The sequence below is a fragment of the Ktedonospora formicarum genome, from assembly GCF_016587355.1.
Taxonomy (GTDB): Bacteria; Chloroflexota; Ktedonobacteria; order Ktedonobacterales; family Ktedonobacteraceae; genus Ktedonobacter; species Ktedonobacter formicarum.
The window spans coordinates 636,677-656,343 of sequence record NZ_BNJF01000003.1; the positions used below are offsets into that span (position 1 = coordinate 636,677).

A 19,667-nucleotide genomic window follows, 5' to 3' on the forward strand; every position below is an offset into this window, starting at 1 on the left:
GAGTGTTGCACGTGCCCTCTTACGAGCCAGCCCCGGAAAAGGTTCGCGAACGCGCGGCAAGCATTCGCAAACATTAGGAATGGGGGAGCAGGCGGTGCATGGCGGTGTGCATGCGCAGCAGCGCGATGGCAAGCCCCGTCAGGCCGATGCAACCCAGTAGCATCTCCCGCGCAGGCGCGAGCAGAAGCGCCTGGAGATGAGAGGTAGTGGTGATGGCCAGGATAGCTAGCCAGATCCCATAGGCCAGGGAGGCTGCTGTCTGGATCGAGAGGCGCAAAGAGAGCAGCAGGGCTAGTCCCGCGACAAGGAGCAGGGGCATGAGCCAGGAGAGTGTCAGCGCCAGCACCTGCTCGGTGCCACCCGCCCAGAGCACCAGACTCAGAGCGAGGCCCAGGCCAACATCATAACCCAGCACAATCACCAGCCGGGCTATGGCCAGTTGCGGTGGGGAAGGCAGGCAGACCAGCTCCAATTCCAGCACCCGCGCATCTCTGCCGCGAAAGGCGGCGATGGTTCCCAGGTAGGCCAGTAGTGGCCCGCTGGCGCGTAGCACTACATCCTGATCTGAAACCACCTTGCTTAACACAACCCCTGCGCCGATCAACGTGATAAGTGCGCTCACCAGCCAGAAGCCCAGACCAAAGAGGCTGACCTGCGTGCGGGCCATTGCCAGCAGAAAGGCGATGCTGGTGCGCTGGCGGAGCTTTTGCTCGCGAATGGCCTGGCGTACGGGCGAGAGCGCAGGCAACGCACTCGTCAGCCGGGCGAGCAGATGCCGGGTATCTGCGGGTGACGGCTGTGGTGCCTGCCACTCGGACAGGCGACGCAAGGTGGGGAGTAATTCGGCACGCTCTTCTGGCGTGGCTCCCTGCTCACGCAGTGCGTCAGTCAACTGCTCTGGTCGCTCAAACGGCCAGGATGATTGGGGATCGAGCATCTAGTCCACTCCTTTCTGTACTGGGGCCAGCATACTGCGCAAGCGGTGAACGCCCACCGAAAGACGCGATTTGACCGTACCTAGAGGGATTTGCAGCGTCTCAGCGATTTCTTGTAAGCTGAAACCTTGATAAAAGCGGAGCACTATCACGATGCGATATTCCTCCCGAAGCTGAGCGAGCACCGCCCGCACCTCGCTGCCCCGTTCTGCCGCCAGGACGCGTTCCTCCGGGGAAGGCTCGCTATCGTAAAGGCGCAGCAGGGCTTCCTCAGAGTTCCCCCCTTGCCACAACTTTCGCACCGGGGCAGACTTGAAATAGTCGCGTGCCAGATTGGTGGCAATCATGTAGAGCCAGGGCTTGAAGGGGCGCTCAGCCTGATATGTACGCTGCCGTAACACATGCAGCAGGGTTTCCTGAACCAGATCTTCCGAAAGCTGCCGATCACCACCGACGAGACGGTAGAGATAGCCGAGGAGTGGACCGTGGTGGCGGGTCACCAGCCCGGCTAATGCCGCCTGATCGCCTGCCATCACGGCCGCCATTAATTGTTCATCACTTCTCTCCTGCATAGAACGCGACTTTTGGACTCCTTTCCGCCGTGTGCTGTTCCCTGTTACGAGCGAGAGCCACAAAAGGTTCGTGAAGGTCAAACGCATCCTACTTGATGGAAGCACATCGATGATGGTTCGTGTTTCCCTGTCCTGGGGCCATCCACAGGCAGGATTATTCTGCGTTAGGCAAGAGAGGGCCAAGGGAGGAAAGCCGCTGTGAAATTAGTACACAAGCGGCTTTCTTTTGATATTATTCACTGTCAATGTAGCAAACTGAGAGCAAAAACGAGGAACAGCATCTACAGAGCATTAGCGAAGAGGCTCGAAGCTGTTTTTTTGCCTCCCGATCAACGCTCCCAATCCTCCTGCTCCAAACCCCAGCACGAGGGCTAGAACCAGATCAATCATAAAGGCGAATACATAGGAAATCAGCAGAGAAATTATGGATTGTACTTGTACATCTATAAGAGGAAGAATCATGAAGGCACCGATAACATATGTACAGATATCAATGACGAGGAAACAGAGAAGCGCCCATAGACAGGCAAGCATAGCAGCTCCCATTTTTCCTGTACTTCTGGCTGTAAGTAGACCAACAAAAAAGTAGACAATCATGTTCAAGAGGGCCACAAACAAGCTGACGATGGTGCTAGAGAGGCTGATATAGTTGCCGAGTAAAGCCTGAGGGAACATATTGTAGAGCGCATCGCTCGTACCTGGAATGAGAAAAGTGATAAATACGACAATGGAGATGGCACTCAAAATAGCACCTGCAATAAATCCATATTTAAGTGCAACACGCCCTCCCGAGCGTGATATTTGCTGAGGAATCACCTGTGGTGGATACACTGATTGTGGTGGAATGTTCTGCATTTGTGGAATCTCCTTGATGAAATCATGATGGAATGTAGCAATTAAGCGCAAAGGAAGTATACACTATTTACAACGCACATCTACTTCTGTACAGTTACTTCGATAGAGTCAGTACTCTTCTCTGCGTCACTTCTCTTCTTCAGTAAACTATGTAGGAGGAGGACATGCTGATGAAGAAAATCCCTCAAATTACCATCGCATTCTGGATCATGAAGATTTGTGCAACCACTTTGGGTGAAACGGGTGGCGATCTTTTATCTATGACCATGCATATCGGCTATGCGATGAGTTCTCTGCTCTTTATTGGGCTATTTGTCATTGCACTGGTAATGCAACTTCTCTCGAAAAAGTATCATCCATTTCTTTACTGGACCGTCATTCTTACAACCAGTACCGCTGGTACCACCATATCCGATTATATGGATCGCACTTTAGGGCTGGGCTATGCTCAAGGCTCCCTGATTCTCTGCACCCTTTTGCTCGCTATTTTTGGGTTCTGGCGACTCAGTAAAGCTTCTTTCTCGGTAAACGCTATCACCACAGTGAAAATTGAGTGTATTTTTTGGGCCGCAATCCTCTTTTCAAACACTTTGGGGACCGCTCTGGGTGATTTCCTGGCAGATGATTCTCACCTCGGATTTATGGGAGGCGTGCTTCTCATTTCAGGTCTACTAACGCTGATACTTTTCGCTACTTTTTTCACCAACATCTCTAAAACCCTCTTGTTCTGGATAGCTTTTGTTCTCACTCGCCCATTCGGTGCGACAATGGGTGATCTTCTTACAAAACCACATGCACAAGGTGGCTTGGGTTTTGGCACTGTCGGCTCCTCGTTCATCCTTGCTGCAATTCTTATCGTGTTCATTCTCTTTACAGAGAAGGTGGCAAAAAAGCCCTGGTCATTGATGGCAGGGATGAAGCGCCACATCCGCTCTCGTGCGCAAATGGAACAGCGTCGTGTTCTGGAATAAACTTTGCGTTCTTCTTCTCGTTCTGGGAGAAGAGGCGTACCAGCACGATTCATCGGTGGGAATGGAGAGAAGGCTGTAACAACCTCTTTCCCACTCTTCTTATTTTCCTTGGACTGTTGTTGGGTTCACGTTTTGACCTTCAAGCTCAGGAAACTAATATATGGCGAAAAACTCAACATATATCCTGTTACTGGATCGAGAAGGGTAGCGTGATATGATAGTGAAGGAAGGATAATGTGCACTCGTTCTGTTCTTCTGATCTAAATTGAAGGCACTTTTTTAGGGAAGAACAGGGAAAGGGGAAGCCCCCACAACCGAAATCGGCTTCGCGGGAATATTTGGCATAGAAAATGGCATACCTCCAACTCTTTCGCAGAAATGGTTATGGTGCACAGTATGCAGAGAGTTCATAAGCAACACGCATCTCAACTGGCCCGTCATCCTCATCAATGGTGGCGTTCGCCTCTCATTGGTTATTCCGTTGCACTCTCGCTGACCGGAGTGGCCTTTTTGATCCCATGGTTGGAGAGCGTATCTGGCCTCCGCAACTTTTTTATTATGCCACCGTTTGTTATTGTTACGTTATTGGTTGGAGGGATCTGGGGAATTGGTCCAGCGCTCCTCTCGTTAGTGATTGAGATCCTTGCTTTAGATTACTGGATTGTTCCCCCCTTGGAAGCATCACATTTTTTATTTGGCCCAATATTCTCTTATTTGGTCAGTTTATCGTCATCCAACTCGTGGCGCTGTGGGTGGTCGTTCGCCAGAAACATTATCGAGACCAGCTCTTCATTGCCAATAAGATAATCTCTCACCATGTGGAGGAATTACAGGAGATTAACAAGCAATTGGAGCGAGCGAGCGGCGCTCGCGATCGCTTTGTGGTTCAGGCATCACATGAATTGAGGACCCCCCTGACGAGCCTCCGGGGGATCGAGCAACTCACCTTACGTCGCCTTGTTCGAGAACCCCATTGCCTGCAAACTACGCCTTTTTGCCAACAAATTTAGCAAAGATAGAAAAGCAAACACAGCGTTTGCATTCCTTAGTTGACAATTTATTCAATTTCACCTATCTCCATACTGGAAACATTCCCTTACGAAGAAGAAGCTGCGATTTGGTTGGTCTCTGCCGTGAGGTCATCAGCTATTTTGATACCTTGACCAATCATGAGATTGTGCTCATATATTCCTCAGACCAGATCATCATTCAAATTGATGAAGATCGGCTTTATCAGGTTCTCTTCAATCTGATCAGCAACGCGCTCCAATACTCACCGGCTCATACCACTGTGCGAGTGGAGGTATGTACCAAGAAGGAAGAAGTACTCTTGGCGGTCCATAATGATGGTTCCTTTATTGCTCCTGAACAGCAGGAACAACTTTTTGAGCCGTTTTATCGGGGCGATCATGTCTGGCATTCCGCCATCACCGGGTGGGGGCTTGGCCTGACGATTAGTAAATATATGGTTGAGCAACAGGGGGGACGAATCTGGGTAGAGTCCTCAGAGCAACAAGGGACCACATTTTGGGTTGCATTGCCTTCTGGCTCTGATGGGAAACAGGGCAAAGAGACTCTGGCGCAGGAAAGAAATACGTCCTGAAGACATTATTGACCCAGTTTCGTAGCAGAAGAGCTCCGGAAGTGATATTTTCCCAATGACGCACAAGTGGCAAAACAGAAAACATGATATGACTGGAAACAGTGGTGAGGGAAAACTAAGCCTTGCCTTTACGAACACGCCTCAGGCCAATCAACTCCATTCACCCCAACCATCACTTTGAATGAACTCCCTCGCATCGTTTGCACCAGTAATGGCCAACCAGGCTGACCCGTGGTTTGGCTCAATTTTCAGCAAGAAATGAGAGTTCGCTCTGTCTCTTCTCACGCTCCTCTCATAATTGTTCTGTATGATCGGCGGTAATCTCCCAATCTTCGAGTGTCTTCCGACACTCATGACAGGAAATATGCCGTCCTTCTGCACTCGTTGGATCATCGCTACGCCTGATTTTCGCACTCTTTGGCGCAGTAGTGGGCAGGTTTCTTGGTTCAGCGATAGATGCTTATCAGGACATCCCAGGCTAACTTTAACGCGAACGGAGTTCTTCGTTGCAACGGTTATTCTCATCATTGTTGCTTTGCTTATCGAGGAGCGCGTGCCTCTATGAGAGATTCGCCTAATTATCTGGTGGTCCAATACACTACGGAAGTAATAGCTTCTTTTATTTTATAAGCAGAGAGAGCGAGGAAATAGCGTACATGAATCAAAGCATACAACAACATCAATCAAACATGGATACTGAATTGGACAAACCTGACATTGTAAACACACAGCGAGGGATTGTCGAACCTCCGCGCCGCGCGACTCAATTCATGAAAAAAGTTCCTGAAATTACCGTCTACTTCTGGATCATTAAATTGTTGACGACTGCAATGGGCGAAACGACCTCGGATTATCTCGCTCACCAACTTGATCCGGTTATCGCTGTAGCCCTTGGTGGTGTGGGCTTGCTTATCGCACTCATACTACAGTTCTCGGTACGGCGCTATGTGGCGGCAATTTACTGGTTTACTGTCACGATGGTCGCGATATTTGGCACGATGGCTGCTGATGTATTGCACGTTGGATTTGGCATACCATATCTTATCTCGACTGTGATGTTTATGATTGCGCTTGTCGTCATCTTTGTCGCCTGGTATGTGAGCGAGAAAACGCTCTCTATTCACAGCATTTACACACGTCGTCGCGAGCTGTTTTATTGGGCGACAGTCATGGCGACGTTCGCGCTCGGCACCGCTTTAGGCGACATGACCGCGACAACGCTGGGTTTAGGCTACATTTCTTCTGGGGTCCTATTCGCTGTATTGTTCGCTCTACCAGCTCTTGCCTACTGGCTATTGGGGCTGAATGAGATCTTTGCTTTCTGGTTCGCGTACATAGTGACAAGACCGCTCGGTGCTTCATTCGCCGACTGGTTTGGGAAAGCTCAGGGTGAGGGTGGGGTTGGGCTAGGGACAGGGCTGGTGAGCCTGGTTTTAGGGCTTGTGATTATAGGCCTGGTCATCTACCTGAGCATTACCCACAAAGATAAGAACACTCCTGCGGCCTGAAGGGTGGAAGAATGTCCATTTGTGATTGTTTCAGCTCACAATTATTGACATCCTCCCCATAGCGAAAGCGAGGGGTTGATCGAGTCACCTCGCGAGGGCTTCCTGCTTCGCAGAGGCTTGCCCGAGCGAGACGGCGAAGGGCTGATGCAGCCCGGTGTGAGAGATGGAAGCTGCATCAGTTTGCCCACTCGTTCTCTCTTAATCGGGAAAATTTCCCGATGCATTGCCAATGGTATAGGGAGTAGAGATGTTGGGATATACGATCATCATGTCCATACCATGATTCGCATGATACAGATTATGGCAATGGAGCATCCATAGTCCAGGATTATCTGCGTAAAAGGCTACATCGTAGCTTTCATGCGGTCGCACACTGATCGTATCAAGGTGGATAGGACTGCCGGCCAGTGCTTGACCATTCTTTGTCAGGACAGTGAAGGTATGTCCATGCAGATGCATTGGGTGAATACCACTATCCGCATTATTCTCGAAATGGAGTCGAATGAGTTGCCCCGGCTTGACCACAATTTCAGGACTATCCGGGAAGGTTTTTCCATTTAAGGTAAAGACCGGCCCGGGTCGACCATTAGAAAAACCAATCGTGAAGCCAAGCGAGATGGTAGAGGTCACATCAAAGTGGCTTTGAAGGGTAATGGGATCTGCTAGTGGTTGCCCATAGGTCGCAAAGTTAAATTCGTTCTGGCTAAGAGAGGGAAGGACACTGGCAACAAATTGTCCCTGCCCCACAAGCACTGCGGGTACCTTCGTATATTGTTGGTCACCATCTTTGGCAAGGAGCAACGCGACTGGACCATACTCAGGGAGACGGAAGCGCAGGTCATAACGCTGTCCTCCGTCAATCGAGAGGGGAACCGCTGCCAACGGCGTAGGTCCGTTGAGATCGTGCCCATCAAGCGCAGCAACCAGAAAGGATGCTCCAAGCAGGGTCACATGATAGGGATAATTATCGGTATTGGCCAGACGCAGGCGAACCCACTGACCAGGCTGGGCCGAAACATGCACCGTTCCCATGGTTCCATTGAGCGTTGGGCTGCTATTCCAGGAATGGAGCGCAAGTGTTGTATCGACGTCATCATGTACTGTTGAGGTGATAGGATCAACGACGACTATTCCATAAAGACCATGGCCTGTTTGCTCAAAGCTTTCCTGATGTGAGTGATACCAGTACGTCCCAGCTTCTTTTGCCAGAAAACGATAGGTATAGGTCTGACCTGGTTTGACGGCGTCCTGGGTGACGCCTGCGACCCCATCTGCACTATTGGGGACGATCATGCCATGCCAGTGGATGGTGACCCCAAAGGAAAGATGATTGACAAGATGGACAACCACCAGGTCCCCCTGCCGTACGTGAAGGGTGGGTCCAGGCGAGGTCCCATTGAATGTCCAGGCATCGCTGGAATTGCCCGAACCAAAGGAAAGATGCGCAGATCGGGCGGTAAGCGTAAATGTATCAATGCGTGGGGCTGTCTGTGGCGCTTGGAGCGTGTCTATAGGTGTACCAGGGCCAGCATTGCCAGCTTGACACATCTTTTCCATATCGCTCATACTCATGTCTTTCATACCGTCCATCTGACAGGCGGTCCCCATATTGATCCTATCAGGATAGCGAGAAGACCATACGCCCCACCCAATGCCACCACCAGCTATGAGGAGGAGACAAAGTACGCCTAGAAGTATGCGCTTGCCTCTGTTCTTTCGCGTCCATTTGTTCGTACCCGGCTCCCCTTCCTGAGGTGCGATGATACTTTTTTGTTGTTCTATTTTTTGTGGTTTCTTCATATGTTCGCCATTCTCACTTCTCGTTTTTTTCCTGTTGTTCCATCAGAATGCTAATTTTTGTCTCAATCCAGTCTAATGTCGCATCATATGAGTGAATGTGGTAATCAGCCAACTGCAGAATAAAAGGGCGTTCCTGTGCCTCAATTCCAGGGTTCGAGCGCACCATAGCGCTTCCGCGCATGTAATGGTCACGCAAAACGCGGAGGTACTCGCGATACTGCTGTAATACAGCAAGCTGTAGGGATGCATCTACCAGGCTGAACTTCGAGAGCTTGACAGCAAACAGGTCTGGATAGTCCGGAGTATATTCGCCCGGATCATGCATGATGGCGAAGAAACGGTCTCGACCAGCTTCAGTGAGATGATACAGCTTGCGTGTCTGCCTCTGCCCCTCTGCAACCTCAGCTTGATCATGCTCAGAGGTAATCAGGCCTTGTTGTTCAAGTCGACGAATTAGGGGATAGAGCGTCCCCCAGCTAAGCCGATGAAATGGACCCAGAATGCGCTGTATAATCGCATGGAGTTTATACCCATGTTGAGGGCCATTCATGAGTTCGCCCACCACAAACAGTTCATATGCAGGGTGCGGGCTACGTCCACCACTGACTCGCCCAACATCCTTTTTCTCTGGTAGATTCTGCTTCTCTGTCATTGCTCTGCCTGCATTTCTATATCGATTCGATACTACTACATCCAGTATACCGAATCGATATAGAAAAAGCAAGGCTGACCATCGGGTATGTGTTCTGCAAAGATAGTTGTGGACCTTGCTCATTCTGGTAGCGGAACCGGCAGACGCGCAAGGCGAGGTGGACAATATGATCGCTAATGGTTCGCACATGGCATGGGGACTACAAAGCATTGGATACTCTGGTTGTTTCATTCAGGCCACAATGGAAAGGGCGAAGGCTCGCGGCCTTCAGTATGCTCCTATCAGCAATCACGTTCCTGCTCCCACGCAATGCATCATGATGGTTTCAAGTAAGTGAGGCTTCCTCATGATTCCTTGTAGGCGTTCGTTTGCTCAGGGTGTGGCGTTGTTGAAGCCAGATATAGCCATCCTCTAGAGAGGGGGCAACGGCTTGAAGATCTGTGATGTTTTGAGCTGTTGGGCGAGGTCCTACGATGCGATAGAGGGTTCCATGTTCTTGTGGTAGAACTGAGATGGTGCTCTGCTCCAGTGATGGGGTATATGGAGTGTCTGTTCGGAATTGCCAGACATGGTCTTGGGCCTCCTTTGTAATCTGGTAAGTGAGACCCTGAAAGGCAACTTCACCTTTATTCAGCACAGCGATGTGTCTGCATGTTTGGCTAATGTCCTCGACGACATGTGTAGAAAGCAAGACGACGCGTCTGTGGGCCAGATGTGAGAGCAATGTGCGCAGGCGAATGCGTTCTTCTGGGTCCAGGCCTGCAGTTGGCTCATCAACGATCAGCAGGCGAGGATTGCCTAATAGGGCTTGAGCGATACCGAGGCGGCGTTTCATCCCTCCTGAGTAGGTCTTTACCTTGTGGTCGGCTACTGCGCTCAGGCTGACGACATCCAACAGCGCATCCATCTGCTTACGGCGCGCGGGTCTGTCATACAGGCGCTTCAGAAGACCCATATAATCGAGGAACTCTCGACCAGTGAGATCGGGGTAAAAGGCAAGTTCTTGTGGGAGATAACCAAGTTGGCTACGAATGGCTTTGCATCCAGATTGCGTAAGGACATTATATTCATCAATGGTTATCTGCCCACTCGATGGGCGGATCAGCGTCGCCAGAATACGCAGTAGGGTCGTCTTTCCTGCGCCATTAGGGCCAAGTAGACCAAACATGCCATCCTCAATATGTAGTGTGATTCCTTTCAATGCCTGGACGGAACTATAGTTTTTACTCACATTTTCTATAGTGATAGACATTGAGAGCCTCCTTTCATTCTTCTAACGAGCATCACTGAGCAGGTGTTCTTCGTGCCTCAGTCGCCACCAAGAACAGAGCGCGAGCGTGCCAGCGATTCCAAGTAAGGTGAGACGGTTGACCCACCAATCGGGGGCATCATGTGCCCAATAGGTATAGGGAATGAAGATGGGGCGCATCGCAGCGATGCTGAGTAGTTCATCATGCAAGAATACGTCAGCCACAAGAGGGATGATCGAGAGGGTTGCGCCCAGCGTCGCATTGCATGTAAAAAATGCTCCTAGCATGCTCAACATGCTCAATAGTGCGACTGGAGCAAGCCAGACCAAAAGCAAGGAAAGGGGGCTTTGTTGTTGTGTGTACGTTGCCCCAAAGTGTAATGTCCAGCCCAGATAGGCTACTGAGCAGACGAACAGGGTAAGGCAGGTGAGTAGGTAGCGCCACAAAAGAATGCGTAGGATGCCCGTTCGTGTCGCCATTGAAATTTCGAGCAAAGGATCACCTATCACAAGGGTACTGGCAAGTGCCCCTGAGATCAGTCCCGCACCCGTTTCGAGTATGAAACGGCTTAAGGAGTCGCCTTGATGGATGCTCTCTATTGTACCCGTACGTATCTGGAGCCAGAAGATGGCACAAGAACCAAGAAAACCTAGAAGCATAAGCGCATAGAGCCACCAGTTTAGGAGGCGTAGATGATAGCAGGCGAGTAAGACATATTCTCGCCAGGGCATGGCATGTGAAGAGGGCGATGAGTCATACCCAAGCGGTATTCTTGATTTCGACATTAGTTTCCTGCGCTCCTTCGTGCTTGATAGTGCAGGCTGATATAGAGCACTATCAGAGAGATACTAGCGGTGAGCCATAGGATGACAATGTTGAGTTGTGCCATTACAAGTGGATGGTCTGAAATGGCCTTTCCCACTGAAGAGGTCGGGAAGAATACTGGATAGACGTAGCGACCTGCAGGATTAAAGATGGTTCTACTAATCGTAGGCCAATCGAAGAGCGAGATGGTTGCATCGAGCCAGAGTAACGGAAAGCCAATCTGCACAACACGCAAGGGGAACAGGCTTGAGCACAGAAGGGTCAGGGCAACGGTTACGGCAGACGCAGGTAAGAAAACGAGCGTGAAGGCCAAGGCCAGTTTGCAGAAGATGTCTGTTGACAATCCCAACCAGACAAGAATGCTGCCACAGATCAAGTAACTGAGAAAGGCCGGAACCAGAATGGCGATATAGTTCCCCAGGAACTTGCCAAGCACATAGACCCCGTGACCAAATGGAGCTGCCCGTTGTAATTCAAGCATCCCAAGTTGCCTATCGCGTGGTAGGCGGTCCGCGACCAACAAGGATGCGATGAGTGCATAGAGCACAGTACTGTAATAGGTGTTGAGAAAGGTAAAGAGGTTGACAATTCCTGCCATATCCAGAGCAAAACGTTGTGTGAGTAGGACCCCATTATTCTGCATGTCTATGGCATTCTGGATGTAGATCAGGGCAACAAGCGAGCCTGCCAGAGGGAAGGCGAGCCAGAAGCCCCAGCGTCGCCATTGCATGAGTATCTCAGCAGCGATGGTTGCCCAAAGCTGCCCAAGCGTGGCACGTGGCCCTGGTTTGGGAACTAGCAGTGATATTGGCATCATAGTATGTAACGTTCCCTTCTATTGATAAAAAGCAATGATATGCAAGCGGCTATAAAGGCGATGAGAAAGAGGGCTGGACTCTGGTGCCAGAAGCTCTCATATTGCTGTGCAAAATTGATGGGATGAAATTGTGTGGAGCTTGCAAGTAGGCGTAGAATCCAGAGCAGCATACAGAGAAAGATGGCGGCATTCGCGTTGCAGAGGACACTTACCAGTAACGAAAGCGCGGTCAGACAGCAGAGAGGAGCCAGCCAGTTCGTGATAAACCAGGAGAGGGTAGGTGTTCCTTGCGTGAGCAGCAGCGGGAGGAGGCAGAGCAGATTGATCAACAGATTATAAGTGAACATGATGCCGCTACGTAAGTAGAGAAGCAGGTGAGCAGGCATGGGTGTGCTCAGAATCACCTCCCGCGCAGGATCGCTCTCGCGAGCATACAGAAAGGCAAGACCCAGGGCTGTTATGAGTGAGCCAAGAAAGGCTAATATAGGGGCAGAGTACTCCATCTGTCGCGCGAAGATTGCTATGGCTAGAGCCAGAGGAATCAGTGGCAGTGGCATCCACCAGAGGTCGTGACGAACAAGGCGAAGCTGTGCCCCAACATGTTCCATTACAATGCCACCAAGCCTGAATGTATGCTCCACTAGTCTGTGCAGAGAGGCGGCAACATTCCGCTCATCAATGCGTTGCTCCACCAGTTGAAACAAATCGGGTCTAGGATTGGGAGTCTGGGTTTTGATTGCCTGCAGTGTCTCATATATCCGAGACCAGTGCTCAAACTCCTTCCTACAGGAAGCGCACTGTTTGAAATGGATGTCTATCATGTGCCGCTCTTCATACGCAAGAGTATTATTGATGTATGCTTCCAGATGTTCTCGTGGACAGGTAGTGGAGGTCGAAGAATTGCTATATGGGTTGAACATATGATTATATCTCCCATCCATTCCGAAGTAATGCGGCCTTCAGAGCGCGCCGGGCATAGCTAAGGCGACTCTTGACAGTACCTTCTGGGATGCCAATAATCGCCGCAATCTCTTTGTAGGAGAAATCCTGAAAGAAGGCCAATTCCAGGACCTCGCGATGTTCGGGAGTCAGACAAGCTAGCGCTTGCGTAAGCTCTTCTTGGCTTGCCTGATAGAGCGCGTGCGCTTCTGGCTCTAGGGCTGTATCGGGTATCATTGAAGCAGCCTCAATCTCAATGAGCATGACTCGTGAAGGTTGACGTAGGGCTTTAAATGCCTGATGGTGAGCTATTCCAAAGATCCAACCAGACATGGAACCGTTGCCCTTGACCGTATGTGCTTTCTGCCAGACAACGAGCATTACCTCCTGTAATATGTCTTCAGCCTGCTCTTTGTGCCCTAACAGGTGAAATAGGTAGGCGAAGAGGGGGCGCTGAAAGCGCGTATAGACCTCAGCCAGAGCTGTGCGATCCTTGCGAGCTACACGTTGTAGTAACGTATGCTCGTTTTCCGGTGGGCTGGGTTTGACACGAACCTGGATGGGTATTGCTCTAAGGCATCCTATGATTATCATGAGATTTGCCTCCTTATACGTATGTACCGCAGATACTCCAAAAGGTTCAATGGGCCGATGCCCAAAACATGTGTCATGCTCTTTGGCATGTTTCTCGGACATTGGATCTGTTTGCTTTCTGCTCATGGAGATCTCTACTTTCACGACCTCTATGATCGTGTACCACCTGCCTACAGGCAAAAGTAAGCACGCCACTCCTTTTGAGACTGCAAGAGCATGTAGTATTTGGGATCAATCTTTGAATAAATTTGAGCTTGAGAAAGCCGGGACTTCACAAATTCGCCCAGGAATTCCTGGGCGAATTTGTGAAGTTAATTTACGAAAACCGTGGAAAGGCTGCCTCACTTGCACAGCTTAGCTTATGTTGAGCGCTTGTCGTACTACAGAATCGCCGCCGCTTGCTCGCCATCGATAGGGATAGAGCGGCTTTGGCTCAGTAAGGGAATCGAGGGACGCTACTTCCTCTGGCGAAAGGCAAAGGTTGGAAGCATTTATATTGTCAGCAAATTGCTCAGGTGTACTAGCCCCAAGAATGACCGAGGAAATGACGGGCTTTGTCAGTAACCAGGCCAGGGCAATCTGAGCAGGGGTCGCTTCCCCATGAGCTGCTGCAATCTCACGGAGTCTCTCGATAACCGTGTAGCCCTTTTCGCGGTCGATAGAGAGGATGGAGAGATAATCGAATGAGGCCAGCCGTCCAGAACTTTCTGAAGTCAGCTCTCGCGAATACTTCCCACTCAGGAAACCACCTGCAAGCGGGCTCCAGACCAGCAACCCCAACCCTTCATAGCGCAAGAATGGCACCACGCCATACTCAATGTCGCGCCCTAAGAGCGAGTAATACATCTGCGCGGAAACAAAGGGAGCATACCCATGTTGGCGCTGCGTTGCCAGGAAGGTTGCAGCCTGCCAATCGTTCAGGTTGGAGTATCCCACATAGCGAACCAGGCCACGCTGGATAAGATGATCAAGGGCTCGAGCCGTCTCCTCAAAGGGTGTCAGGGGATCGGGAACATGGAGTTGCAGCAGATCGATATAATCGGTTCCCAATCGTTTGAGGCTGGCTTCTGTTGATGCAATAACATGACGGTAGGATAGGCCGGCGTCTGTGAGGGCCGGTCCTGTCCGAGCGCCAAGTTTCGTAGCGATGATAACATTTGAGCGCTGTGAACCAAGGGCACGGCCAAGATACTCCTCAGCACGCCCTTCACCATAGTTGTTTGCTGTATCGAAAAAGTTAATACCAGCTTCGAGAGCCTGAGAGACCATATTGTTGGCACGCTCCTGATTCACCGGATGATCGAAGCCGTAAGAGGTGCCTTCACCAAAGGTCATCGTGCCCAACATGAGCCTGGAGACGACCAAACCAGTCTTTCCCAGTGTCGTATATTGCATGACGTTTTCTCCTTTTCCTACATCTGGTGGATAGTGATCAGCCGTTGCTCCCGAAGCAACGGTCGTTTATAATACTAGGGCTTGAAATGGAGGCAATCAATCGGCAAACTCGCGCTTTTGTCGGGTAGGGGACAAATAGTGAATTTTGTTGGGTGATAGATACACCGTGAAGAAGGGAGAACACGCTATGGCGACTCCACCGAAGAGTATGGATCGGCGCGTTCAACGCACACATCAACTCTTACGGCAAGCGGCCATCGAGACGATGAAGGAGAAAGGCTTTCTGGCGATGACGATTCAGGATATTGCCGACCGGGCCAATGTCAATCGAGGAACGTTTTACGCCCATTATCTCGACAAATACGCCTTACTGGATGAGCTGATTCATGATCAGTTTCAAGAACTCCTAAAGAAGAGTCTTCCGCCAGAGTCGCGCTGGAATAAGCAGACATTGCGTCTTCTCATGAAGGTTGTACTGGAACACTTCGAGGATGAGTATCATCAGTGCGATCCGACGGAGGTGGTTGATCCGCTGATTGAGCGGGCCACCAAAGATGCACTGGCCGATCTCCTGTTAGCATGGCTCAAACAGGAGATGAGCGCTGGTACCAAATTTCGAGTCCCAGTGGAAACGATCGCCCGGGTAATAAGCTGGACAATTTTGGGAGCTGCGGCCCACTGGTACCAGGAGGGCATCAAGCTCTCGGCGGAACAGGTGGCCGATGATGTCTTGTTGATCGTCATGGAGGGCGTAACTCACCTGGCTCTTGACACCAAACGAGTGTAGAGATCAGAGGGACCTCAGGTAGACTCCCTGAATAGTCAAACCATTATCCAGAACTTCCCCAATTGTGGACATGCCATATTCAGTGCCTGGTTCCTGCTTCCACCAACACCGCGTGTGTCCAGCAAAGTAGTTTACTCCACAGCGATCACGCAAATGTGATCTATGCCATAGGGGGAATGGCGTTTTCTTGCTATTGTGGTATTCATAACAGATAGAGATCCTCTGCTTACTTATCTATACACCTCACCACATCTGCCATTGCTCAATATAGATACTCATTTGAGGATTTGAGCCCACACCCGCTAAGGTATATCTTGATACTCAGAAAGGGAAGAACAGAATGGAAAGTCCCGCTTTTCAAAAAGGCGTCAGCCTGTTTAATAACCACCAATTCACGCAAGCCTTAGCCGCCTTTGACCAGGTTATTAACGCCAACCCACAAGACCTGGCTGCATACTTCAATAAGGCCAAAACATTAGAGCAACTTGGACGAAAAGAGGAAGCGCTTCACGTCTATGATCAGTGCATTCAGCTTGATCCAACATACAATGGTGTGTACTATGAAAAAGGCGTATTGTTAAGCGCTCTCAATCGTATTGAAGAAGCGTTACAAGCGTATGAACAATCGCTTCACATTCAGCCTGATCACGCAAGCACCTATTATAATATCGCTTGTATCTTTGGCAGATATGGACGGTCAGCCGAAGCCCTCGATTTCTTAGATACGACGCTCCAGCTTGATCCCCGCCACTCAAAGGCTCATTATAACCGGGGCGGTGTCCTCTTTGACCTGGGACGTTACCAGGAGGCGTTAGAGGATTTTGACCAGGCCCTCTACATTGATCCATCAAATCTTTATGCCCTTGAAGAGAAAGGAAATACCCTTTTGGCTCTTCAATATTATGAAGCCGCTCTCGATGTATATAAGAAAATTCTGCAAGTACAGCCTGCGAAGAATTCAGTCATTCACAACATGCAAGCTGCTCAACATGTCCTTGACAACACCCCAAAAGACACAGCAATTTCAAACCCTGTCATTGTAGATGAGAGCTATAATACCATGATAAAGTCGCTGATGAATCAAAAACGTTACCGTGAAGCTCTGGATCAACTTGAAGGCATCATTGCACTGTCGACGCGACAATTTCCCGATCCTCTCTATAAAGCACAGTTCCCTTCCATCTATTTCAACAAAGGAATATGCCTCTCTCAGCTTGAACGCTATCCTGAGGCATTAGCAGCCTTTGAACAAGTATTACGCATACAACCAGGCAATACTCCTGCGCTCGAAGCAAAGGCGCATATCCTTGCCTATCTGCATTATGATGAAGCCGCTCTGTCCATCTGTCATCAGCTCTTGCTCACTGATCCCGGCAATCAGGCAATGATCCAGTTGATATCGCGAATATCTAGCTAGCTACCAACCAGAGGGTCGGCGCTTTGAGCACATCTCGGTCCATGGCGGCATCCTTCGCCTGATCGAAAGAAGTGAGACACGCCTTACTCAAGGTCCGCGTCGCGCTTAGCGCGATGTGGACACCTCTTCACACCCTCAATACGCGCAATCTTCATCCGTACGCAGTCCTCATTTGCCCAAATACTTGTGGCGTTGCCAAGGTGAGCAATGGCAGTAATCAAGAGAGAATGATGTGTCTCAACCGCCTGAGAGATGAGCACGGATTAGAAGAAGCGTGGGGACTTCGCGGTTGCCCGGCACTCGCTCAGCCTGTTTGACTGACGGGCCTGGTTCGAGGGCCCGCGCCAGTGTAAAACCGGCGGTGGCGAGCTGGTTGAGGAACGTGCTGAGCATGCGGTGATAATCTCCTACCCGGCTACGAACTCCATCTGGGTTCGATGAGAACCATTGCCGTTCGTCAAAATAGCCGGTGACAATCCTGCCGAGTGGATGCTCTGGATCAGGCAACGAAGTCCACTGAGCGTGAGGGGTCTCGAAGCAGGGATGAGGAATGGCAAAGACCAACCAGCCTCCCGGTTGGAGAATCCGTCGGATGCTCAGCAAGGTTGCTTGCAAATCAGCAATAGTGATCAGCGCCATGACACAGACACAGCCGGTAAACTGCTGGTCGTTCAGCCCCTCAGCACGCTGAGCGTCTCCTTGCATATACCTAACTCCCAGTGGCTCCTGCTCTTCATAGCGCTGGGCGAGCGCCAGTAGGTTTGGGGCCAGGTCGAGACCAGTGACCTGCGCTCCGCGTCGGGCCAACTCGCGAGCGACCCAGCCCTGGCCGCAAGCCAGATCACAAATGATTTCTCCTTTGACCTCTCCAGTGAGTGCTAACAGGTTGGGCAGAATCACTTCCTTATACACTGGCCTTTCTTGCAGGAATTGATCATACCACTCCGCGATATCATTGTAAGAAGCTTGCGTCATAGCTCTCTCCTTGCGTGATGGCGAAAAGACCTTCTCCTGGGAGTATACCATCCAGGCTTCTTTGTGGCAGGTGATTCGGGAGAGGCAGAAATCTACAGAAGATACCTCGTTGCGCAACTCATGGGCCTCACACGGGCGCGATATCGCTTCACACTTTAAAAGAGTGATTTGGTTTGTTTGGGATTGTTAAGAGAAGATAGGTTATGTATCCCTCCTTTACCTCATTTCACTAAACAGTGTTTGATTGTGCTTAGATCAGTTGCTTTGTATTTGATGCGAGATTTCAGAATCATGATTGATCAGAGGGAGCGAGAACCAGAACACGGCACCCATTCCAGGTGTGCTATGAAGACCAACCTGCCCCTCATTGAGTTCGACAAAGCGCTTGCACAGATAGAGGCTCAAACCCATACTTAAATCAAGCTCGTGTTGGATGCTCACACCTTTTCCACGATAGAAGCGTTTCCAGACATGAGGTTGTTCTTCGGGTGGTATACCTGGTCCTTGGTCGCACACCGCCACCCGAACAGACACATCTTGCTTACCCACCCAGACATTGATGGGGCTTTCGTTTGCCGTATAGATGAGAGCATTATCGAGAAAACAATATAAAATGTCTTGTATACGCGCTCTATCAATATATACTTGATAATCTGGCTGTGGCTCGGCAAAGGAGAGGCGTATAACACGTTGTGGATGAGTCTCTTGTACATCTTCAACAATTTCTCGTGTGAGTTCTGCCATGTCGTGATGTTGCTTATGGAGGACAAGATTCCCAGATTGGAGGAGCGAATCATCAATCATGTGATTAATGAGGTGCTTCATCTGCCAAGCACTTGACCAGGCTTTCTCAAGAACGTGTTGCATACGCTCAAAGCTTCTTGCCAGCCGTGGCTTATCGGTGTTCTCGCTCTCGCATTGTTGTAGCCGGTGTTGAGCTAACTGAAGATTTCCCATCAAACTAGTGAGTGGTGTATTCAACTCGTGGCTGGTCAAATTGAGAAAATCGTTCATGCGTCGATTCGTCTCTTCGAGCGCCATCGCGTTTGCTTGAGATTGCATCCATTCATACATCACAAAGAAACGCTCAAGCACCAACACACTCAAGGTGGCGATAGCTTTTACAACCTCAATATTTTCTTGAGAATAGACATTTCCGTGACCTTGTTTTCCTGTAATAAGAACGCCTATGAAGGAATCTCTGGTAGAGAGAGGGGCAATAAGAACGTTCTGATTTCGCATCATTTTCTCGTATTCGGGAGGAATATGGACGCGATCGCGAGAAAATTGGCATACGTGTCCCACATGAAGATTGGCTACCACTTCTGCATCAAAATAGTCCGAGAGGGAGTGAATACCAGTTCTTTCCTGTAGGAATTGAGCTTCTTCCGGCGCAAATCCACTGACCGCCACAAGATGTAAATATTCTCCAGGAGACGAGAGCGCAAACATACCGATTTGATCACAATCAATTTCCTGCTTGGCAAGTAGGATCAGGTGCTGTGCCAGATCCTTCATTTCTGTCAGCGCGTACCAGGCTTTTTGAGGTGACATTAAGGATGGAAGAACTGGTAGTGCTTGAAGCAGAGAAACAAACGTTATTAATGGCTGCTCGATAAGCTCCGATGTGTTTTGCTCTTGTCCTATCTGTGCTGTTGCCGTTGGCCGTTTGGAGGCAGACCGGTTCTTTTTCATAACATTTCTCTGCGCAGTATCAGCTTAAAACCGACATACATAATATTCATTCCAAATTCTTTAAATATTTTCTACAT

Annotated in this window: 19 protein-coding genes; 6 read left to right on the forward strand and 13 right to left on the reverse strand. The window is 50.0% G+C overall.

Translation table 11 applies throughout. The features are described 5' to 3' along the window. Positions 1-73: 73 nt before the first annotated feature. From K3T82_RS29295 to K3T82_RS29305, 3 genes are all read right to left on the reverse strand, one after another. Positions 74-937, reverse strand: coding sequence for a hypothetical protein (locus K3T82_RS29295; protein WP_220197057.1), 864 nt, complete (start codon positions 935-937; stop codon positions 74-76). Next, on the reverse strand, positions 938-1,507 hold the full coding sequence (locus K3T82_RS29300) for an RNA polymerase sigma factor (protein ID WP_220197058.1): 570 nt from the start codon (positions 1,505-1,507) through the stop codon (positions 938-940). A gap of 291 nt (positions 1,508-1,798) precedes the next feature. Next, a complete protein-coding gene (locus K3T82_RS29305) occupies positions 1,799-2,362 on the reverse strand; it encodes a hypothetical protein (RefSeq protein WP_220197059.1) in 564 nt (187 codons plus the stop codon). A 170-nt stretch (positions 2,363-2,532) separates the two neighbouring features. Here K3T82_RS29305 and K3T82_RS29310 point away from each other — a divergent pair, with 170 nt between their 5' ends. The 4 genes from K3T82_RS29310 (at position 2,533) to K3T82_RS29325 (ending at position 6,444) form a co-directional block, all read left to right on the forward strand. Beyond that, positions 2,533-3,333, forward strand: coding sequence for a COG4705 family protein (locus K3T82_RS29310; RefSeq protein WP_220197497.1), 801 nt, complete (start codon positions 2,533-2,535; stop codon positions 3,331-3,333). 752 nt (positions 3,334-4,085) lie between these two features. After that, positions 4,086-4,343 carry a histidine kinase gene (locus tag K3T82_RS29315; protein WP_220197060.1) on the forward strand — a complete coding sequence of 86 codons (258 nt, stop codon included), beginning with the start codon at positions 4,086-4,088 and terminating at the stop codon, positions 4,341-4,343. A 107-nt stretch (positions 4,344-4,450) separates the two neighbouring features. Then, entirely contained in the window at positions 4,451-4,936 is a 486-nt protein-coding gene (locus tag K3T82_RS29320; protein WP_220197061.1) for a sensor histidine kinase, read from the forward strand. A gap of 770 nt (positions 4,937-5,706) precedes the next feature. Next, positions 5,707-6,444 carry a COG4705 family protein gene (locus K3T82_RS29325; protein WP_420799360.1) on the forward strand — a complete coding sequence of 246 codons (738 nt, stop codon included), beginning with the start codon at positions 5,707-5,709 and terminating at the stop codon, positions 6,442-6,444. Between the two features lie 198 nt (positions 6,445-6,642). Here the strand turns inward: K3T82_RS29325 and K3T82_RS29330 are convergent, their stop codons facing one another. From K3T82_RS29330 to K3T82_RS29365, 8 genes are all read right to left on the reverse strand, one after another. After that, positions 6,643-8,244 (reverse strand): multicopper oxidase family protein, encoded by a 1,602-nt coding sequence (locus K3T82_RS29330; protein WP_220197063.1) that lies wholly within the window; start codon positions 8,242-8,244, stop codon positions 6,643-6,645. Between the two features lie 13 nt (positions 8,245-8,257). After that, the gene (locus K3T82_RS29335) at positions 8,258-8,896 is read right to left on the reverse strand and encodes a PadR family transcriptional regulator (RefSeq protein WP_220197064.1); all 639 of its coding nucleotides are present in this window, start codon (positions 8,894-8,896) and stop codon (positions 8,258-8,260) included. A gap of 325 nt (positions 8,897-9,221) precedes the next feature. After that, positions 9,222-10,148: an ABC transporter ATP-binding protein gene (locus K3T82_RS29340; protein ID WP_220197065.1), complete on the reverse strand. Its 927-nt coding sequence runs from the start codon at positions 10,146-10,148 to the stop codon at positions 9,222-9,224. A gap of 21 nt (positions 10,149-10,169) precedes the next feature. Then, complete coding sequence (locus K3T82_RS29345) at positions 10,170-10,931, reverse strand: hypothetical protein (protein WP_220197066.1); 762 nt, start codon at positions 10,929-10,931, stop codon at positions 10,170-10,172. Next, positions 10,931-11,788: an ABC transporter permease gene (locus tag K3T82_RS29350; protein ID WP_220197067.1), complete on the reverse strand. Its 858-nt coding sequence runs from the start codon at positions 11,786-11,788 to the stop codon at positions 10,931-10,933. The genes K3T82_RS29345 and K3T82_RS29350 overlap by 1 nt, the downstream gene beginning before the upstream one ends. Then, the gene (locus K3T82_RS29355) at positions 11,785-12,729 is read right to left on the reverse strand and encodes an anti-sigma factor family protein (protein WP_307811221.1); all 945 of its coding nucleotides are present in this window, start codon (positions 12,727-12,729) and stop codon (positions 11,785-11,787) included. Before K3T82_RS29355 ends, K3T82_RS29350 begins: the two co-directional genes overlap by 4 nt. After that, positions 12,713-13,321 carry an RNA polymerase sigma factor gene (locus tag K3T82_RS29360; protein ID WP_220197069.1) on the reverse strand — a complete coding sequence of 203 codons (609 nt, stop codon included), beginning with the start codon at positions 13,319-13,321 and terminating at the stop codon, positions 12,713-12,715. The genes K3T82_RS29355 and K3T82_RS29360 overlap by 17 nt, the downstream gene beginning before the upstream one ends. A gap of 354 nt (positions 13,322-13,675) precedes the next feature. Beyond that, on the reverse strand, positions 13,676-14,716 hold the full coding sequence (locus tag K3T82_RS29365) for an aldo/keto reductase (protein ID WP_220197070.1): 1,041 nt from the start codon (positions 14,714-14,716) through the stop codon (positions 13,676-13,678). A gap of 187 nt (positions 14,717-14,903) precedes the next feature. Here K3T82_RS29365 and K3T82_RS29370 point away from each other — a divergent pair, with 187 nt between their 5' ends. Both K3T82_RS29370 and K3T82_RS29375 read left to right on the forward strand, forming a co-directional pair. Further along, entirely contained in the window at positions 14,904-15,503 is a 600-nt protein-coding gene (locus K3T82_RS29370) for a TetR/AcrR family transcriptional regulator (RefSeq protein ID WP_220197071.1), read from the forward strand. A 340-nt stretch (positions 15,504-15,843) separates the two neighbouring features. Further along, positions 15,844-16,920, forward strand: a complete 1,077-nt coding sequence (locus K3T82_RS29375; RefSeq protein WP_220197072.1) for a tetratricopeptide repeat protein — start codon at positions 15,844-15,846, stop codon at positions 16,918-16,920. Positions 16,921-17,157: 237 nt separating this feature from the next. On the opposite strand, the gene K3T82_RS29380 is transcribed toward K3T82_RS29375, so the two are convergent. Both K3T82_RS29380 and K3T82_RS29385 read right to left on the reverse strand, forming a co-directional pair. After that, complete coding sequence (locus tag K3T82_RS29380) at positions 17,158-17,895, reverse strand: class I SAM-dependent methyltransferase (RefSeq protein ID WP_220197073.1); 738 nt, start codon at positions 17,893-17,895, stop codon at positions 17,158-17,160. A 255-nt stretch (positions 17,896-18,150) separates the two neighbouring features. Further along, on the reverse strand, positions 18,151-19,590 hold the full coding sequence (locus K3T82_RS29385) for a GAF domain-containing sensor histidine kinase (RefSeq protein WP_220197074.1): 1,440 nt from the start codon (positions 19,588-19,590) through the stop codon (positions 18,151-18,153). Between the last annotated feature and the right edge of the window lie 77 nt (positions 19,591-19,667).